Source organism: Janthinobacterium sp. GW821-FHT03C10 (assembly GCF_059420865.1).
The window spans coordinates 263787-277789 of sequence record NZ_JBWKUN010000008.1 but is presented as its reverse complement, the minus strand read 5'-3'; the positions used below and the strand labels follow the sequence as shown (position 1 = coordinate 277789).

Annotated in this window: 14 protein-coding genes; 8 read left to right on the top strand and 6 right to left on the bottom strand. The window is 63.0% G+C overall.

The window, feature by feature from the left end; all coding sequences use genetic code 11:
• The first annotated feature begins 24 nt into the window (after positions 1-24).
• The 6 genes from AC07VH_RS24940 (at position 25) to yacG (ending at position 5441) form a co-directional block, all read left to right on the top strand.
• Positions 25-1497: a DHA2 family efflux MFS transporter permease subunit gene (locus AC07VH_RS24940; protein ID WP_494788611.1), complete on the top strand. Its 1473-nt coding sequence runs from the start codon at positions 25-27 to the stop codon at positions 1495-1497.
• 73 nt (positions 1498-1570) lie between these two features.
• Positions 1571-2767: a type II secretion system F family protein gene (locus tag AC07VH_RS24935; protein WP_475413912.1), complete on the top strand. Its 1197-nt coding sequence runs from the start codon at positions 1571-1573 to the stop codon at positions 2765-2767.
• Between the two features lie 106 nt (positions 2768-2873).
• A complete protein-coding gene (locus AC07VH_RS24930; protein WP_489628818.1) occupies positions 2874-3743 on the top strand; it encodes a prepilin peptidase in 870 nt (289 codons plus the stop codon).
• A 22-nt stretch (positions 3744-3765) separates the two neighbouring features.
• Positions 3766-4413: a dephospho-CoA kinase gene (gene coaE, locus AC07VH_RS24925; RefSeq protein WP_494788610.1), complete on the top strand. Its 648-nt coding sequence runs from the start codon at positions 3766-3768 to the stop codon at positions 4411-4413.
• Positions 4414-4475: 62 nt separating this feature from the next.
• Positions 4476-5231, top strand: coding sequence for a cell division protein ZapD (zapD, locus tag AC07VH_RS24920; RefSeq protein ID WP_070219363.1), 756 nt, complete (start codon positions 4476-4478; stop codon positions 5229-5231).
• A gap of 18 nt (positions 5232-5249) precedes the next feature.
• Positions 5250-5441, top strand: coding sequence for a DNA gyrase inhibitor YacG (gene yacG / locus AC07VH_RS24915; RefSeq protein WP_034748814.1), 192 nt, complete (start codon positions 5250-5252; stop codon positions 5439-5441).
• A 3-nt stretch (positions 5442-5444) separates the two neighbouring features.
• On the opposite strand, the gene AC07VH_RS24910 is transcribed toward yacG, so the two are convergent.
• From AC07VH_RS24910 to argJ, 5 genes are all read right to left on the bottom strand, one after another.
• Positions 5445-5861 carry a PIN domain-containing protein gene (locus tag AC07VH_RS24910; protein ID WP_475413909.1) on the bottom strand — a complete coding sequence of 139 codons (417 nt, stop codon included), beginning with the start codon at positions 5859-5861 and terminating at the stop codon, positions 5445-5447.
• Between the two features lie 6 nt (positions 5862-5867).
• Positions 5868-6077 (bottom strand): FitA-like ribbon-helix-helix domain-containing protein, encoded by a 210-nt coding sequence (locus AC07VH_RS24905; RefSeq protein ID WP_475413908.1) that lies wholly within the window; start codon positions 6075-6077, stop codon positions 5868-5870.
• A gap of 118 nt (positions 6078-6195) precedes the next feature.
• Entirely contained in the window at positions 6196-6615 is a 420-nt protein-coding gene (locus tag AC07VH_RS24900) for an NUDIX domain-containing protein (protein WP_475413907.1), read from the bottom strand.
• Positions 6612-7493: an ATP-binding protein gene (locus tag AC07VH_RS24895; RefSeq protein ID WP_494788609.1), complete on the bottom strand. Its 882-nt coding sequence runs from the start codon at positions 7491-7493 to the stop codon at positions 6612-6614. The genes AC07VH_RS24900 and AC07VH_RS24895 overlap by 4 nt, the downstream gene beginning before the upstream one ends.
• Positions 7490-8728 carry a bifunctional glutamate N-acetyltransferase/amino-acid acetyltransferase ArgJ gene (gene argJ, locus AC07VH_RS24890; RefSeq protein ID WP_494788608.1) on the bottom strand — a complete coding sequence of 413 codons (1239 nt, stop codon included), beginning with the start codon at positions 8726-8728 and terminating at the stop codon, positions 7490-7492. Before argJ ends, AC07VH_RS24895 begins: the two co-directional genes overlap by 4 nt.
• Before the next feature lie 330 nt (positions 8729-9058).
• On the opposite strand from argJ, the gene AC07VH_RS24885 reads away from it, so the two are divergent.
• The gene (locus AC07VH_RS24885; RefSeq protein ID WP_494788607.1) at positions 9059-10276 is read left to right on the top strand and encodes an alpha/beta hydrolase; all 1218 of its coding nucleotides are present in this window, start codon (positions 9059-9061) and stop codon (positions 10274-10276) included.
• A gap of 81 nt (positions 10277-10357) precedes the next feature.
• On the opposite strand, the gene secA is transcribed toward AC07VH_RS24885, so the two are convergent.
• The gene (secA, locus tag AC07VH_RS24880; protein ID WP_494788606.1) at positions 10358-13126 is read right to left on the bottom strand and encodes a preprotein translocase subunit SecA; all 2769 of its coding nucleotides are present in this window, start codon (positions 13124-13126) and stop codon (positions 10358-10360) included.
• Positions 13127-13405: 279 nt separating this feature from the next.
• Here secA and AC07VH_RS24875 point away from each other — a divergent pair, with 279 nt between their 5' ends.
• Entirely contained in the window at positions 13406-13915 is a 510-nt protein-coding gene (locus tag AC07VH_RS24875; protein ID WP_475413902.1) for a DciA family protein, read from the top strand.
• The last annotated feature ends 88 nt before the right edge of the window (positions 13916-14003 follow it).

Below are 14003 nucleotides of genomic sequence, written 5' to 3'. Positions count from 1 at the left end.
TCTTACCTCCTCAGGCTCGCATCCATGACCAGTTCCCCGATTAAAAGCTACCTGCCTTGGGTGGTCGCCACCGCCCTGTTCATGGAGCAACTCGACTCCACCATCGTCAACACCGCCATCCCCGCCATGGCCGCCAGCCTGCATGTGACGCCGCTGAGCCTGAAGGCCGTCGTCACCAGCTACATCCTGAGCCTGGCCGTGTGCATTCCCATCAGCGGCTGGATGGCCGACCGCTTCGGCACGCGGCGCGTGTTTTCCGCCGCCGTTGCCATCTTTACCGTCGCTTCCATCCTGTGCGGCCTGTCCGTGAATGCGCCCATGCTGGTGGCCGCGCGCCTGCTGCAAGGGGTGGGCGCGGCCATGATGATGCCGGTGGGCCGGCTCACCATCATCCGCACCTTTCCCAAGTCGCAATTGCTGGCGGCCATGAATTTCGTCATCATCCCCGCCCTGATCGGCCCCCTGCTGGGGCCCACGGTGGGCGGGCTGATCGTGCACTGGCTGTCGTGGCGCGAGATTTTCTTCGTCAACGTGCCTGTCGGCCTGGTGGCGCTGTACCTGGCGCACCGCTACATGCCCGACTACTATGGCGACAAGCCCCGCCCGCTGGACCTGATCGGACTGGTGCTGTTCGGCACGGGCATCGCGCTGCTGTCGTGGCTGCTGGAAATCTTCGGCGAACACCGCATCGACGGCACCTCGTTTGCCGTGCTGCTGTTCATTTCCATCAGCCTGCTGGCCGCGTATGCCTGGCATTCGAGCGAAGTGCTGCACCCGCTGCTGCGCCTGGCCCTGTTCAAGATCCGCACCTTCCGCGTCTCCGTGATGGGCGGCTTCGTCACACGGCTGGGCGTGGGCGGCCTGCCCTTCCTGTTGCCGCTGCTGTACCAGCTGGGCCTGGGCTTGCCTGCCTGGCAGTCGGGCTTGCTGATGATGCCGTCGGCGGCCGCCGCCATGGGCATGAAATTCATTTCCGCGCGCGTGCTGGCCCGCTTCGGCTACCGCCAGGTGCTGATCGTCAACACGGTGCTGATCGGCGTCACCATCGCCATGTTTTCGCTGGTAGACGCCGGCACGCCCCTGTACGTGATCGTCGCCATCAGCCTGTGCATGGGCTTTTTCAATTCGCTGCAGTTTTCCAGCATGAACACCATCGCGTACGCCGACGTCGACAAGGCCGATTCCAGCATGGCCAGCACCATCGCCAGCTCGATGCAGCAACTGTCGATGAGCTTTGGCCTGGCCTTCGGTTCGCTGATCACGGGCTGGTACCTGGGCGACATGCCGCAGTCGGACCGCGCCATGCTCAGCACGGCCCTGCACCACGCCTTCCTCACCCTGGCCGCCCTCACGGTGCTGTCCTCGCTGACCTTCTGGACCCTGCGCCGCGACGATGGCGAAAGCATCAGCAAGGGCACGGACAGCGACGAGGACGATGCGGCCGACGTGAAGGCCCAGGCCGTTGTGCAGACGGAAGTGCAAACCACAAAAAGCTGAGCCACATCAAGCTTGCCGCCAGCGCCGCTGGTGCTTTTGTCCGGCGCTGCTACCGTGACGGCAGGAGGTGCACATGGCGGCCGAGCGGCGCTTTGCATGGAAGGGCACGGACCGCCACGGCAAGGCGGCCGATGGCGTCTTGCGCGCCGCCGACGCCGGCGCGGCGACGGTCGCGCTCAGACGCCAGGGCATCCTGGCCACCCGTGTGCAGGCTGCGCGCAGCGCGCCGGGCAAGGCCATCACGCGCAAGGATATCGCCCTGTTCACGCGCCAGTTGTCGACCATGATGGCGGCCGGCGTGCCGCTGCTGCACGCCTTCGACATCGCCGGCAAGGGCCACGCCAAACCCGCGATCACCGAGTTGATGCGCGACTTGCGCCACGACATCGAAGCGGGCAGCAGCCTGCAGCAGGCCTTCCGCCAATTTCCCCTGCTGTTTGACGAGCTGTATTGCAACCTGCTGGCGGCGGGCGAACAGGCCGGCATCGTGCAGGACTTGCTGGCGCGCCTGGCCACGCACCAGGAAAAAGCCATCGCCCTGCGGCGGCAAGTGCGCGGCGCGCTGATGTATCCGCTGGTCATCGTGCTCGTCGCCATCGTCGTCACGGCCATCATCATGAGCGTGGTCGTGCCCGCCTTCCGCCAGGTCTTCGACAGCTTCGGCGCCCCCTTGCCGCTGCCCACCCTGGCCGTCATGGGCGTGTCCGCCTTTCTGGTCCGCTACTGGCTGGCCTTGCTGGTGGCGCTCGTGCTCGCTTGCGTGCTGCTGCACCTGGCCTGGCGCCGCTGGCCCGCCTTGCGGCGCAACACGCAACTGCGGGCATTGCGCCTTCCCGTGTTCGGCCCGCTCCTGCGCAAGGCGGCGATCGCCCGCTGGACGCGCACCCTGGCCGCCATGTTCGCCGCCGGCGTGCCGCTGCTCGACTCGCTCGGCCTGGTGGGCGCCGCCTCCGGCCACGCGCTGTACCAGGAAGCGACGGCGCGCATCGAGCGTGAAATCCGCGCCGGCGGCAGCCTGGCCCTGGCCATGGAGCACAGCGGCGTATTTCCCCCGCTGCTGACGCAACTGGCCCTGATCGGCGAGGAGTCGGGCGCGCTCGACGCCATGCTGTCGCGCGCGGCCGAGATCATCGAGGCGGACATCGACGCCACCGTGACCACCCTTTCCACGCTGCTGGAACCGGCGCTGATGGTGGTGCTGGGCGTGCTCGTCGGCTCCCTCGTAATCGCCTTGTATTTGCCGATTTTCAAGCTGGGGGCCGTGATTTAACGGTTCGCCCTGCGCAAAACATCCCCACGTGCCGGCAGATGTTTTACACTGCGGCAGTGCCAGGCAATGTTTGCGCGGCAACATCATCACCTCAGACAAATCCACCATGCTGCAAGATACCCTGCTGTTCGCCGCGCCCGGCAATCTTCCCGTCGCCCTCGTCGCCGCCCTGTTCGGCCTGATCGTCGGCAGCTTTCTGAATGTGGTGATCCACCGCGTGCCGAAGATGATGCAGCGCGACTCCGATAATTACGTGGCGGAGGAAAGCGGCTTGCCCTTGCCGCATACGGACCGCTACAACCTGATGCTGCCGCACTCGAACTGCACCGCTTGCGGCCACCGCATCACGGCCATGGAAAACATCCCCGTCATCAGCTACCTGCTGCTGCGCGGCAAATGCAGCGCCTGCAAGGCGCCCATCTCCGCGCGCTATCCGCTGGTGGAACTGCTGACGGGCGCGCTGTCGGCCCTGTTGATCTGGCATTTCGGCAGCGGCTGGACGGGCCTGGCGACGCTCGTGTTTGCCTGGCTGCTGATCGCCATGACCTTCATCGATGCCGATACGCAAATGCTGCCGGACGACCTCACCTTCCCCCTGCTGTGGGCGGGTTTGCTGGTCAATATCAACGGCACCTTCGTGCCGCTGCAGGAGGCCGTCATCGGCGCGGCCGCCGGCTACCTGGCCCTGTGGGCCGTGTACTGGGCCTTCAAGCTGGCGACAGGCAAGGAGGGAATGGGCTATGGTGACTTCAAATTGCTGGCGGCGCTCGGTGCGTGGCTGGGCTGGACCATGTTGCCGACGATCATATTGTTGTCGTCGGTGGTGGGCGCCGTGGTCGGCATCGGCCTGATCGTGTTTGCCAAGCGGGGGCGCGACAAGCCGATTCCGTTCGGCCCCTACCTGGCGGCGGCAGGCCTGATCGCGCTGCTGTACGGCACGCCCCTGTCACGCCTCACGCTGGGCCTGACCGGCTGACCAGCCCCTTATGGATACACACATGCAATTACAAAACGCCCCCTATTTCAGCGTCGGCCTCACCGGCGGCATCGGTTGCGGCAAGAGCACGGTGGCCGACCTGTTCGCCGCGCGTGGCGCCTCCATCGTCGACACCGACCAGATCGCGCACAGCCTGACGGCGCCGAATGGCGCGGCCATGCCGGCCCTGGTGGCGGAATTCGGCCCCGGCTACGCCGATGCGCGCGGCGCCCTCGACCGCACCAAAATGCGCAATCTCGTATTCTCCGACGCCGCCGCCAAGGCGAAACTGGAAGCCATCCTGCACCCGCGCATTCGCCAGGCCACGCTGGCGGCCGCCGCCGCAGCGACGGGCAGCTATGTGATCTTTGCCGTGCCCCTGCTGGTCGAGTCCGGCGGCTGGGTGGAGCGGGTCAACCGCGTACTGGTCATCGATTGCCTGGAAAGCCTGCAAGTGTCGCGCGTGATGACGCGCAATGGATTGTCGGAAGAACAAGTCAAAGCCATCATGGCCACGCAGGCCACGCGCGCCATGCGCCTGGCGGCGGCGGACGATGTGATCGACAATAATGGCGATTTGGCGGCCCTGGCGCCGCAGATTGCCCAGTTGCACGATTTATATCTGGCATTTTCAAAAAGAATGGCTGGAATCGGGCCGCAACGTTTGTAATTTGTCGACGCTTGGTTCAAAATCACGGGATTGTTTGCAGGTCCTTACTTAAGGGAATTATTTTGATTGTCTACGAATACCCTTTCAACGAACGCATACGTACCTTGTTGCGGCTGGAAGACCTGTACGACAAATTCAAGTTCTTCATCCAGCAAGAGCATGCAATGCAGCATCATGTTGCCTTGGCAACTATTTTCGATATGCTCGAAGTGGCCGGCCGCGCCGACCTGAAGTCCGACCTGCTGCAGGAACTCGAGCGCCAGCGCCAGAGCCTGCTGGGCTACCGCAGCAATCCGAACGTGGAGCCGGAAACCCTGGATGCCATCCTCGGCGAACTCGACAGTGTCAGCGGCGCCCTCGTGGCGGCGCAAGGCAAGACGGGCCAGAATATCCGCGACAATGAATGGCTGATGAGCATACGCGGCCGCACCATCATCCCGGGCGGCGCCTGCGAATTCGACTTGCCGTCGTACTTCGCCTGGCAAAAACGCAGCTGCGAGCAGCGCCTGACCGATATCCACGCGTGGTTCGCCCCGCTGGCGCCCCTGTTCGATGCGCTGGCCCTCGTCTTGCGCCTGCTGCGCGATTCCGGCGGACCCGTCAAACTGATCGCCAATGGCGGCAGCTACCAGCAAATGCTGCAAGGCAAGGTGTACCAGATGCTGCGCCTGAGCCTCGATGAAAACAGCGGCGCCATCCCGGAGATTTCCGCCAACAAGTATATGCTGTGGGTACGCTTCACTACCCAGGGCGGCGACTTGAAACCCAAGCCGCTGGAAGAAGATGTACCATTCGAGCTCACGCTCTGTAATTTTTAACTGTTACTTATTTGCCCCATCATGACCGTCGTTAACTGCCCTACCTGTGCCGCCAAAGTCGAATGGACTGAAGCCAACAAATTCCGCCCCTTCTGCTCGGAACGCTGCAAGCAGATCGACCTGGGCGCCTGGGCGGAAGAGAAATATACGATCCCCGCCGCCGATCCGTTTGAAGATCCCCTGGCAGATGAAGACAACAAGCCGCAGTAAGCTTCATTTGAATGGATTTTCCAGGCGCAGCCCCTGCGCCGCGAAACTGTCGAGCCTGCCGCTGACCACCGTCAAGCCATAGGCGATGCCCATCGCCGCGATCTGCGTGTCCACACCCTGTACGGCGCCACGGCCCTGCAAACGGGCACAGACGAGCGCGCAATCGAGGTCGAAGTCCAGCAGCCGCGCAGCATAATCGGCCAGCAGCGCTTCCAGCCAGCCTTCCAGGGCCAACGCTTCCAGGGGCGCTTCACGCCGCCAGCTGCACTGTATGCCTGCGCGCAATTGCGCGATCACCTGTACCGGTAAGTAGCGCGCCTCGGGCGCCACCCGCTCGAAGAAAGCGGCAATGCCCGCCGGTGCACCTGTCCCTTTGCGTGCAGCAACGATCACATCCGTATCGACCAGATAGGCGCCCATGGCGGCTCAGGAGCGGCGCTCGAAGTCCCCATCGCCCCCCACATCGGGCATGCCGCGCAAAATATCGTCGAGCGGCCGTTTCGGCAACGGCCGCAAGGCGCTGCGCAGGATGTCGCGGTGCTCTTCCTCAATGCTGCGCCCATGCGCGCGAGCACGCTTGTGCAGCGCCGCGAGCAGCAGTTCATCGGTATCGGTGAAGGTCAGGGTCAGCGGCATGCGAATTCCCCAGTGCGTCATGAGAGCACTCTAACGCAAAACACCGGCAATACAAGGGAAGGACAACACTGGTTTGCGCCAGCGCAGCGCACGGGCTGCATGCTGGCACAAATCGAACTCAGGTGGCCAGGGATTCCTGGCGTACCTCATCAAGCCATTCCAGCAGGGGAATGGTGGCCGGCAGCAAGGGTTCCACGCCGACCGTGCCTTGCCAGGCGAACGCCTGCCCTTCCAGGCTTTGCGGCTCGCCCCGCCATTCGCGGCTGATATAGAAATGCAGGCGCACATGGGCGTGCGGATATACATATTCGACGCCGCACCAGGCCTCGGCACTGTCGATGTATAAACCCAGCTCCTCGACAAACTCGCGTTTCAAGGCGTCCAAAATGGCTTCGCCCGGTTCGACTTTACCGCCAGGAAATTCCCAATAGCCGTCATACGGCTTGCCGGCCGGGCGCTGGCCCAGCAGCACGTCGCCATTTGGCTTCATCAGGATGCCGACGGCCACATCGACCGGTGTCACTTTCACCTCGCTCATTGCGGCAACTTTCCCGCAGGTAGTTTCCCAGCATAATCGCGCGCAAATTGCCACGCCACCCGGCCCGAACGGGAACCGCGCTGCAAGGCCCAGCGCAGGGCGTCGCCGCGCGCTTGCGCGATCTGCTCCGGCGTGCAGCCGAACGAAGCGAGCCAGTGCTCCGCGATATCGAGGTAGTCATCCTGCTTGAACGGGTAGAACGACAGCCACAGGCCGAAGCGCTCGGACAGCGAGATTTTTTCTTCCACCGTCTCGCCCGGATGCAAATCGCCATCGTCGTCCGTCTTGTAGCTGGTGTTGTCCGACATGCGTTCGGGCATCAGGTGACGGCGGTTCGAAGTGGCATAGATCAGCACATTGTCCGATTGCGCGGCGATGCTGCCGTCGAGCGCCACTTTCAGCGCCTTGTAGCCGCTTTCTCCCTCTTCGAACGACAGGTCGTCGCAAAAGATGATGAAGCGCTCGGGGCGCGCCGCCACCAGGTCGACGATGTCGGGCAAGTCGGCCAGGTCCGCCTTGTCCACTTCGATCAGGCGCAGGCCCTGATCCGCAAACTGGTTCAGGCATGCCTTGATCAGCGAGGACTTGCCCGTGCCGCGCGCGCCCGTCAGCAGCACGTTGTTGGCCGGACGGTTACTCACGAACTGGCGTGTGTTCTGCTCGATCTGCGCTTTTTGCGTGCCGATGTTGTGCAAGTCATCCAAAGCGATGGACGACACGTGCGCCACCGCCTGCAGATGGCTGGCGGCGCCCTGGCGCCGGCGCCAGCGGAAGGCAAAGCTGTTCCAGTCGGTCGCCGGCAAGGCCGGCGGCAAGATCGACTCCAGGCGCGCCAGTACCCGCTCGGCGCGGATCAGGAATTGATCGAGGCCGGTCATGAGCGGTAGTCGGCGTTGATCGACACGTAGTCATGCGACAGGTCGCACGTCCACAGGGTGGCCGTGGCGTCGCCGCGCGCCAGCTTGACGCGGATGGTGATTTCGCTTTGCTGCATCACGCGCTGGCCATCCTGCTCCTGGTAATCGGGGTTGCGGCCGCCGTTCTTCGCCACCCACACGTCGTCCAGGTACAAATTCAATTGACCCACGTCCAGGTCGTCCACGCCCGCATAGCCGATGGCGGCCAGGATGCGGCCCAGGTTCGGGTCGGAGGCAAAAAAAGCGGTTTTCACCAGCGGCGAATGGGCGATGGAATAGGCGATCTTGCGGCACTCTTCCACGTTGCGGCCGTCTTCCACGGTCACCGTCATGAACTTGGTGGCGCCTTCGCCGTCGCGCACGATGGCTTGCGCGAGAAAAGTGGACAGCTCGGTCACGGCGGCGGCCAGTTCCGCATAGTGCGGCGAATCGGTCGAATCGATGACCAGGCTGCCGGCGCCCGTGGCCACCAGCATGAACGAGTCATTGGTGGACGTGTCGCCGTCGATGGTGATGCAGTTGAACGATTTGTCGGCCGCCTGTTTCACCAGCTGGTCCAGCACGGGCTGGGCCACGGTGGCGTCGAACGCGAGGAAGCCCAGCATGGTGGCCATGTTCGGCTTGATCATGCCGGCGCCCTTGCTGATGCCCGTCAGGGTCACCGTGTGGCCACCGATGGTGACCGTGCGCGAACCGGCTTTCGGCTGCGTGTCGGTGGTCATGATGGCTTCGGCGGCCGAGAACCAGTTATCCGAGGTCAGCGCGGCCACGGCTTGCGGCAGGCCGGCGACCAGGCGTTGCACGGGCAGCGGTTCCAGGATCACGCCGGTGGAAAACGGCAGGATTTGCTGCGGCGTGCAGCCCAGCAGCTCGGCCAGCGCAGCGCAGCTGGCCTGTGCATCGGCCAGGCCCGATTCGCCCGTGCCTGCATTCGCGTTGCCCGTATTGACCAGCAGCGCGCGGATCGGCGCGGCGCCGGCCGTCACGGCGGCCAGGTTGGCCTTCGAGATTTGCACGGGCGCGGCGCAGAAGCGGTTCAGGGTAAACACGCCGGCCACGGTGGCCGTCGGCGCCAGTTTCAATACCAGCAAATCCTTGCGGTTGGGTTTCTTGATGCCGGCTTCGGCAACACCGATTTCAATGCCGGCGACGGCTTTCAGGTCGGCGGCGACGGGCTTGGGAGAATTGACGGCCATGGTGATTTCTTCTGCGAGGGAAAAGGGAAGCGCTATTGTAGCGCCTTCGCGGCGCGGGTGAACATGCAGCAAGTGAATAGTCGCGCTGGCCACGGCGGCGCCGATAGGGGCCGGTGGCGCGGCCAGGCTTGCGATTTATCAGAACCATGCCGCCTGGCGGCGCTAAGGTATGGGAATGGACGAAGGCGCGTCTTGCAATCGCACCGCCCAGGGAAGGATGTCATGGCGCAGGGTCAGTCAAACCGGATGCAGCGCAGCGCTTCAGGCCTGTCGTGCCTGTTGCGCCGCCTATCCCTGCTTTGCCTGCTGGCCTGGTTGACAGCCTGTACGGTGCCGCGCGGCCCCGCGGATGGCGACAGCATCCACGCCACCGAACAGGCATCCGAAGCGCCGCCTGCGGCTGAAGTTCCACCGCCAGCCGCGGTACCGCCGCCATCGCCTGCCAGTCCGTGGAGCAATGCATGGTCGGGCATAGGCGGCCTGCTCGGCAACCGCGGCAATCTGGTCGGCAGCACGGGCAGCGCCGGCACGCCGAGATCCGACAACGATGCGCCGCCCCCCGGCGCCACGCACGTCACCGTGTATTACGCCACCGACCGGAAATACCAGCCCGGCAGCCACAATTATGGCTGGCAGCCCAACCGCGTGGCGCCCTACCTGAGCTATGGCAGCGTCGTGGTGAGCATCCCGGAGAAAAGAGCGCCGGGCGAGCTGCCGTTGCCGCCCTGGTACGCCATCCTGTCCGGCGACAATGCGCAAAAATATGTGCTGATCAAGGCAAGCACGCGCCTGTCGCGCGCGGATTTTCTCGCCACCGTCAAGGCCAGGATACAGGGCGCCCCGGAACGGCGCGCCGCCTTCATCTACATCCACGGCTACAGCAACTCGTTTGACGACGCGGCCCGGCGCACGGCGCAGATGGCGGTCGACCTCGATATCGGCGCCCTGCCCGTGTTCTACAGCTGGCCGTCGAAAGGCACGTTTGCAGGCTATGAGTTCGATGAAAACGCCGCCGAATGGACGCAGGCGCACCTGCAGGCCTTCCTGGCCGACTTCGCCGAGCACTCTTCCGCCACCGATATCTACATCATCGCCCACAGCATGGGCAACCGCCCGATGACCGTGGCCCTGGCCAGCCTGCTGGAAAAGCGCCCCGAGCTGCGGCCCCTGTTCAAGCAGGTGGTGCTGGCGGCGCCGGACATCAATGCCGATATCTTCCGCGAGCAGATCGCTCCCCGTTTTGCCAGCCTCAAGCTTCCCGCCACCCTGTACGCGTCCGCGAACGACAAGGCCATCCGCGCCTCCTACAATTTTGCCGACTGGGACAGGATAGGCGACATCCGCGGCCCCGTCGTCAGCATCCCCGGCATGGAACTCGTCGATGCCTCGGCCGTCATCATGAATTTCATGGGCCACGATTACTTCGCCAGCAACCGCGTCCTGCTGACCGATATCGCCACCATGATCAAGACGGGGCAACGGGCCAGGAACCGCGGCGGCTTGAAAGGCATTCCCTCGCAGGCGCCGCAATACTGGGCCTTTCCCTGAGCAGGGGCCAAGCCCAGTATTGCGGACATAAAAAAACGGAGACCGCGGTCTCCGTTTTTTGTTCACGCTGACAAACCGCGCTTAAGCGAGCTTGCCGTGGCAAGCCTTGTACTTCTTGCCGCTGCCGCAAGGGCATGGATCGTTGCGGCCCACTTTGACGCCCATGCTCACGCTCATGTCGTCGACGTTGTCCATGTTGCCGCCGGCCGTAGGCGCCAGCAGCTCTTCCGGCGCCGCGTTCGGGTCGAATTCGGCGTGCTGGTAGTGCACGTTTTCCACGTGCGACTGCTGCATCGCCTGTTCGGCCGCATCGACTTCTTCGCGCGATTGGATGCGTACCGTCATCACGTGTTTCGTAACGTCGTTCTTGATCATGTCGAGCATCTGGCCAAACAGTTCAAACGCTTCGCGCTTGTATTCCTGTTTCGGATTCTTCTGCGCATAACCGCGCAGGTGAATACCCTGGCGCAGGTGATCGAGCGCCGCCAGGTGTTCGCGCCAGTGGCTGTCCACGCTTTGCAGCATGACATTGCGCTCGAAGCCGCCAAACGATTCCTTGCCGACGATATCGATCTTCGACTGGTACACGGCATCGGCCGCGGCCAGCACTTTTTCCAGGATCTCTTCGTCCGTCAGGGTCGCATCGGCTTCCAGCATTTGCTGCAGCGGCAGGTCGAGCTGCCATTCGCTGGCCAGGGTGTTTTCCAGGCCCTTGATATCCCATTGCTCTTCCACCGATTCGCGCGGCACGTATTCGTGCACCAGGTCGGTGAACACGCCGTGGCGCAGCGAGCCGATCATCTCGGAAATATCGGTCGTTTCCAGCAGCTCGTTACGCTGCTGGTAGATGACCTTGCGTTGATCGTTGGCGACGTCATCGTATTCCAGCAATTGCTTGCGGATGTCGAAGTTGCGCGCTTCGACCTTGCGCTGGGCCGATTCGATCGAACGCGAGACGATGCCTGCCTCGATCGGTTCACCTTCCGGCATTTTCAAACGGTCCATCACGGCGCGCACGCGGTCGCCGGCGAAGATGCGCAGCAGCGCGTCGTCGAGCGACAGGTAGAAGCGCGAGGAACCCGGATCACCCTGGCGGCCGGCACGGCCACGCAACTGATTGTCGACGCGGCGCGATTCGTGGCGTTCGGTGCCGATGATGTGCAAGCCGCCCGCATTGACCACGTGGTCGTGCAGCGACTGCCATTCATCGCGCAAGGTCTGCGACTGGGCTGCCTTGTCGGCGTCGCTCAGCTCAGCATTGGCTTCGATGAACTTGATCTGGTTTTCGACGTTGCCGCCCAACACGATGTCGGTACCGCGGCCGGCCATGTTGGTGGCGATGGTGATGGCTTTCGGACGGCCTGCCTGGGCGATGATTTCCGCTTCGCGCGCATGCTGCTTCGCGTTCAGCACGTTGTGCGGCAAACCGGCCTTGGTCAGGATGCCCGACAGCAGTTCCGAGTTCTCGATCGAGGTCGTGCCCACCAGCACGGGCTGGCCGCGCTCGTAGCAGTCGCGGATGTCGTTCAACATCGCGTTGTATTTTTCCGCCGAGGATTTGTAGACCTGATCCTGGCGGTCCTTGCGCTGCAATGGACGGTTTTGCGGAATCACGACCGTTTCCAAGCCGTAGATTTCCTGGAATTCGTACGCTTCCGTATCGGCCGTGCCGGTCATGCCTGCCAGCTTGGCGTACATGCGGAAGTAGTTCTGGAAGGTGATCGAGGCCAGGGTCTGGTTCTCGTTCTGGATCTTGACGCCTTCCTTCGCTTCGACGGCCTGGTGCAAGCCATCGGACCAGCGGCGGCCCGTCATCAGGCGGCCCGTGAATTCATCGACGATCACCACTTCATTGTTCTGCACCACATAGTGCTGATCCTTGAAGTACAGCGCATGCGCGCGCAAGGCCGCATACAGGTGGTGCACGAGGGTGATGTTGGCCGAATCGTACAGCGACGCGCCTTCCGGCAGCAGGCCCATTTCCATCAGGATGCCTTCGGCCTTTTCATGGCCCGCTTCCGTCAGCAGCACCTGGTGCGCCTTTTCATCCTTGGTGTAGTCGCCCGGCACTTCCACCTTGCCCTTGCCGTCCGGCGTTTCTTCGCCGATCTGCAAGGTCAGGCGCGCAGGCACTGCATTGATCTTGTGATACAGGTCCGTGTGGTTCTCGGCCTGGCCGGAAATGATCAGCGGCGTACGCGCTTCATCGATCAGGATCGAGTCGACTTCATCGACGATGCCGAAGTTCAGGCTGCGCTGCACGCGCTCGCGCGCTTCGTAGACCATGTTGTCGCGCAAGAAGTCGAAACCGAATTCATTATTCGTGCCGTAGGTAATGTCCGAGCTGTATGCCTGCTGCTTGGCACTGTGCTCCATCTGCGACATGTTCACCCCCGTCGACAGACCCAGCCACGCATACAGGCGGCCCATGGTCTCGGCATCGCGCTGCGCCAGGTAATCATTGACGGTGACGATATGCACGCCCTTGCCCGACAGGGCATTCAGGTAGGCTGGCAAGGTTGCCATCAGGGTCTTGCCCTCGCCCGTGCCCATCTCCGCGATCTTGCCGAAATGCAAAACCATGCCGCCGATCATCTGCACGTCGAAATGGCGCATGCGCAGGACGCGCTTGCTGGCCTCGCGGCAAACGGCAAACGCTTCCGGCAACAAGGCATCGAGCGATTCGCCGGCGGCGATGCGTTCCTTGAAGGCAGGCGTCTTCGCTTGCAGCTCGGCATCCGACAGCTTTTCGATGGCCGGCTCGAGCGCATTGATCTCGCGTACCGTTTTTTGGTATTGCTTGAGCAGCCGCTGGTTGCGGCTACCGAAAATCTGGGTCAGTAATGACATGCTTGAATTCTTGAAAAAACGCCGTTAAAAAAAGCTCGGTAGCTGACAGCGAGGTAACAATCGCGTGACCGCACGGAGTTCGACTATGGCAAAAGACGATGATTTTATCATGCGTTCCCGCCAAGGTTGGGGTAATGCACCATATAACAATAGCTTAATGACAAACAAATGGCAGAAATTGCGGACATTTCCCATACTGTAAGGCAATGCGGCCCGCCCGCCTGCACCGCACCCGCCGCCGCACTCGTCATGCGCGGGCGAGTGTGCTATGTTTCGGCCATGCGAACTCCCACTTATTCTCCGGCACCGCGCCGCGGCTACGGCTTCGCCCGTTCCGGCCCGGCCGCGACGGGCGCAACCGATTTTCTGCGCGGCAACGCCACGATGGCTTCCCTGATGCCCACCGTCACGCGCCTGGCCGCCCTGCAAAAAGATTGCGCCAGAGCCTTGCCGGCGATGTTCGAGCATTGCGACATCCTGCAATTCGAAGGCGGCCAACTGGTGCTGGCCACGCCGAACGCGGCGCTGGCGGCCAAGCTCAAGCAGCAATTGCCGAAGTTACAAGGAGAACTGGAAAGAAAGGGCTGGCAGATTGCAGGCATCAAGCTGAAAGTGCAAGTCATCAAGAGCATCGCGCCCATCGTGCATACGCGGGCGCTGGTCTTGCCGGAAAAGGCCATGTCGGCTCTGGAAGAACTGAGCACGGCCCTGCCTGCGTCGAAGCAGAACGAGCAATTGATCGCGGCGCTGCGCAATATGGTCCGCCACCACCGCGAACCTAAAGATTAGCAACGCCAGGCGGCAGCACGTAGGTCGGATTAGGCCCTTCGGGCCGTAATCCGACAACATTGTTGGCGCCTGCGGGGTTGTCGGATTA

Bases quoted from the DNA above. Each gene is read 5' to 3' on its own strand.
- AC07VH_RS24940 (WP_494788611.1), top strand. From the start codon at position 25: ATGACCAGTTCCCCGATTAAAAGCTACCTGCCTTGGGTGGTCGCCACC.
- AC07VH_RS24935 (WP_475413912.1), top strand. From the start codon at position 1,571: ATGGCGGCCGAGCGGCGCTTTGCATGGAAGGGCACGGACCGCCACGGC.
- AC07VH_RS24930 (WP_489628818.1), top strand. From the start codon at position 2,874: ATGCTGCAAGATACCCTGCTGTTCGCCGCGCCCGGCAATCTTCCCGTC.
- coaE (WP_494788610.1), top strand. From the start codon at position 3,766: ATGCAATTACAAAACGCCCCCTATTTCAGCGTCGGCCTCACCGGCGGC.
- AC07VH_RS24910 (WP_475413909.1), bottom strand. From the start codon at position 5,861: ATGGGCGCCTATCTGGTCGATACGGATGTGATCGTTGCTGCACGCAAA.
- AC07VH_RS24905 (WP_475413908.1), bottom strand. From the start codon at position 6,077: ATGCCGCTGACCCTGACCTTCACCGATACCGATGAACTGCTGCTCGCG.
- AC07VH_RS24900 (WP_475413907.1), bottom strand. From the start codon at position 6,615: ATGAGCGAGGTGAAAGTGACACCGGTCGATGTGGCCGTCGGCATCCTG.
- AC07VH_RS24895 (WP_494788609.1), bottom strand. From the start codon at position 7,493: ATGACCGGCCTCGATCAATTCCTGATCCGCGCCGAGCGGGTACTGGCG.
- argJ (WP_494788608.1), bottom strand. From the start codon at position 8,728: ATGGCCGTCAATTCTCCCAAGCCCGTCGCCGCCGACCTGAAAGCCGTC.
- secA (WP_494788606.1), bottom strand. From the start codon at position 13,126: ATGTCATTACTGACCCAGATTTTCGGTAGCCGCAACCAGCGGCTGCTC.
- AC07VH_RS24875 (WP_475413902.1), top strand. From the start codon at position 13,406: ATGCGAACTCCCACTTATTCTCCGGCACCGCGCCGCGGCTACGGCTTC.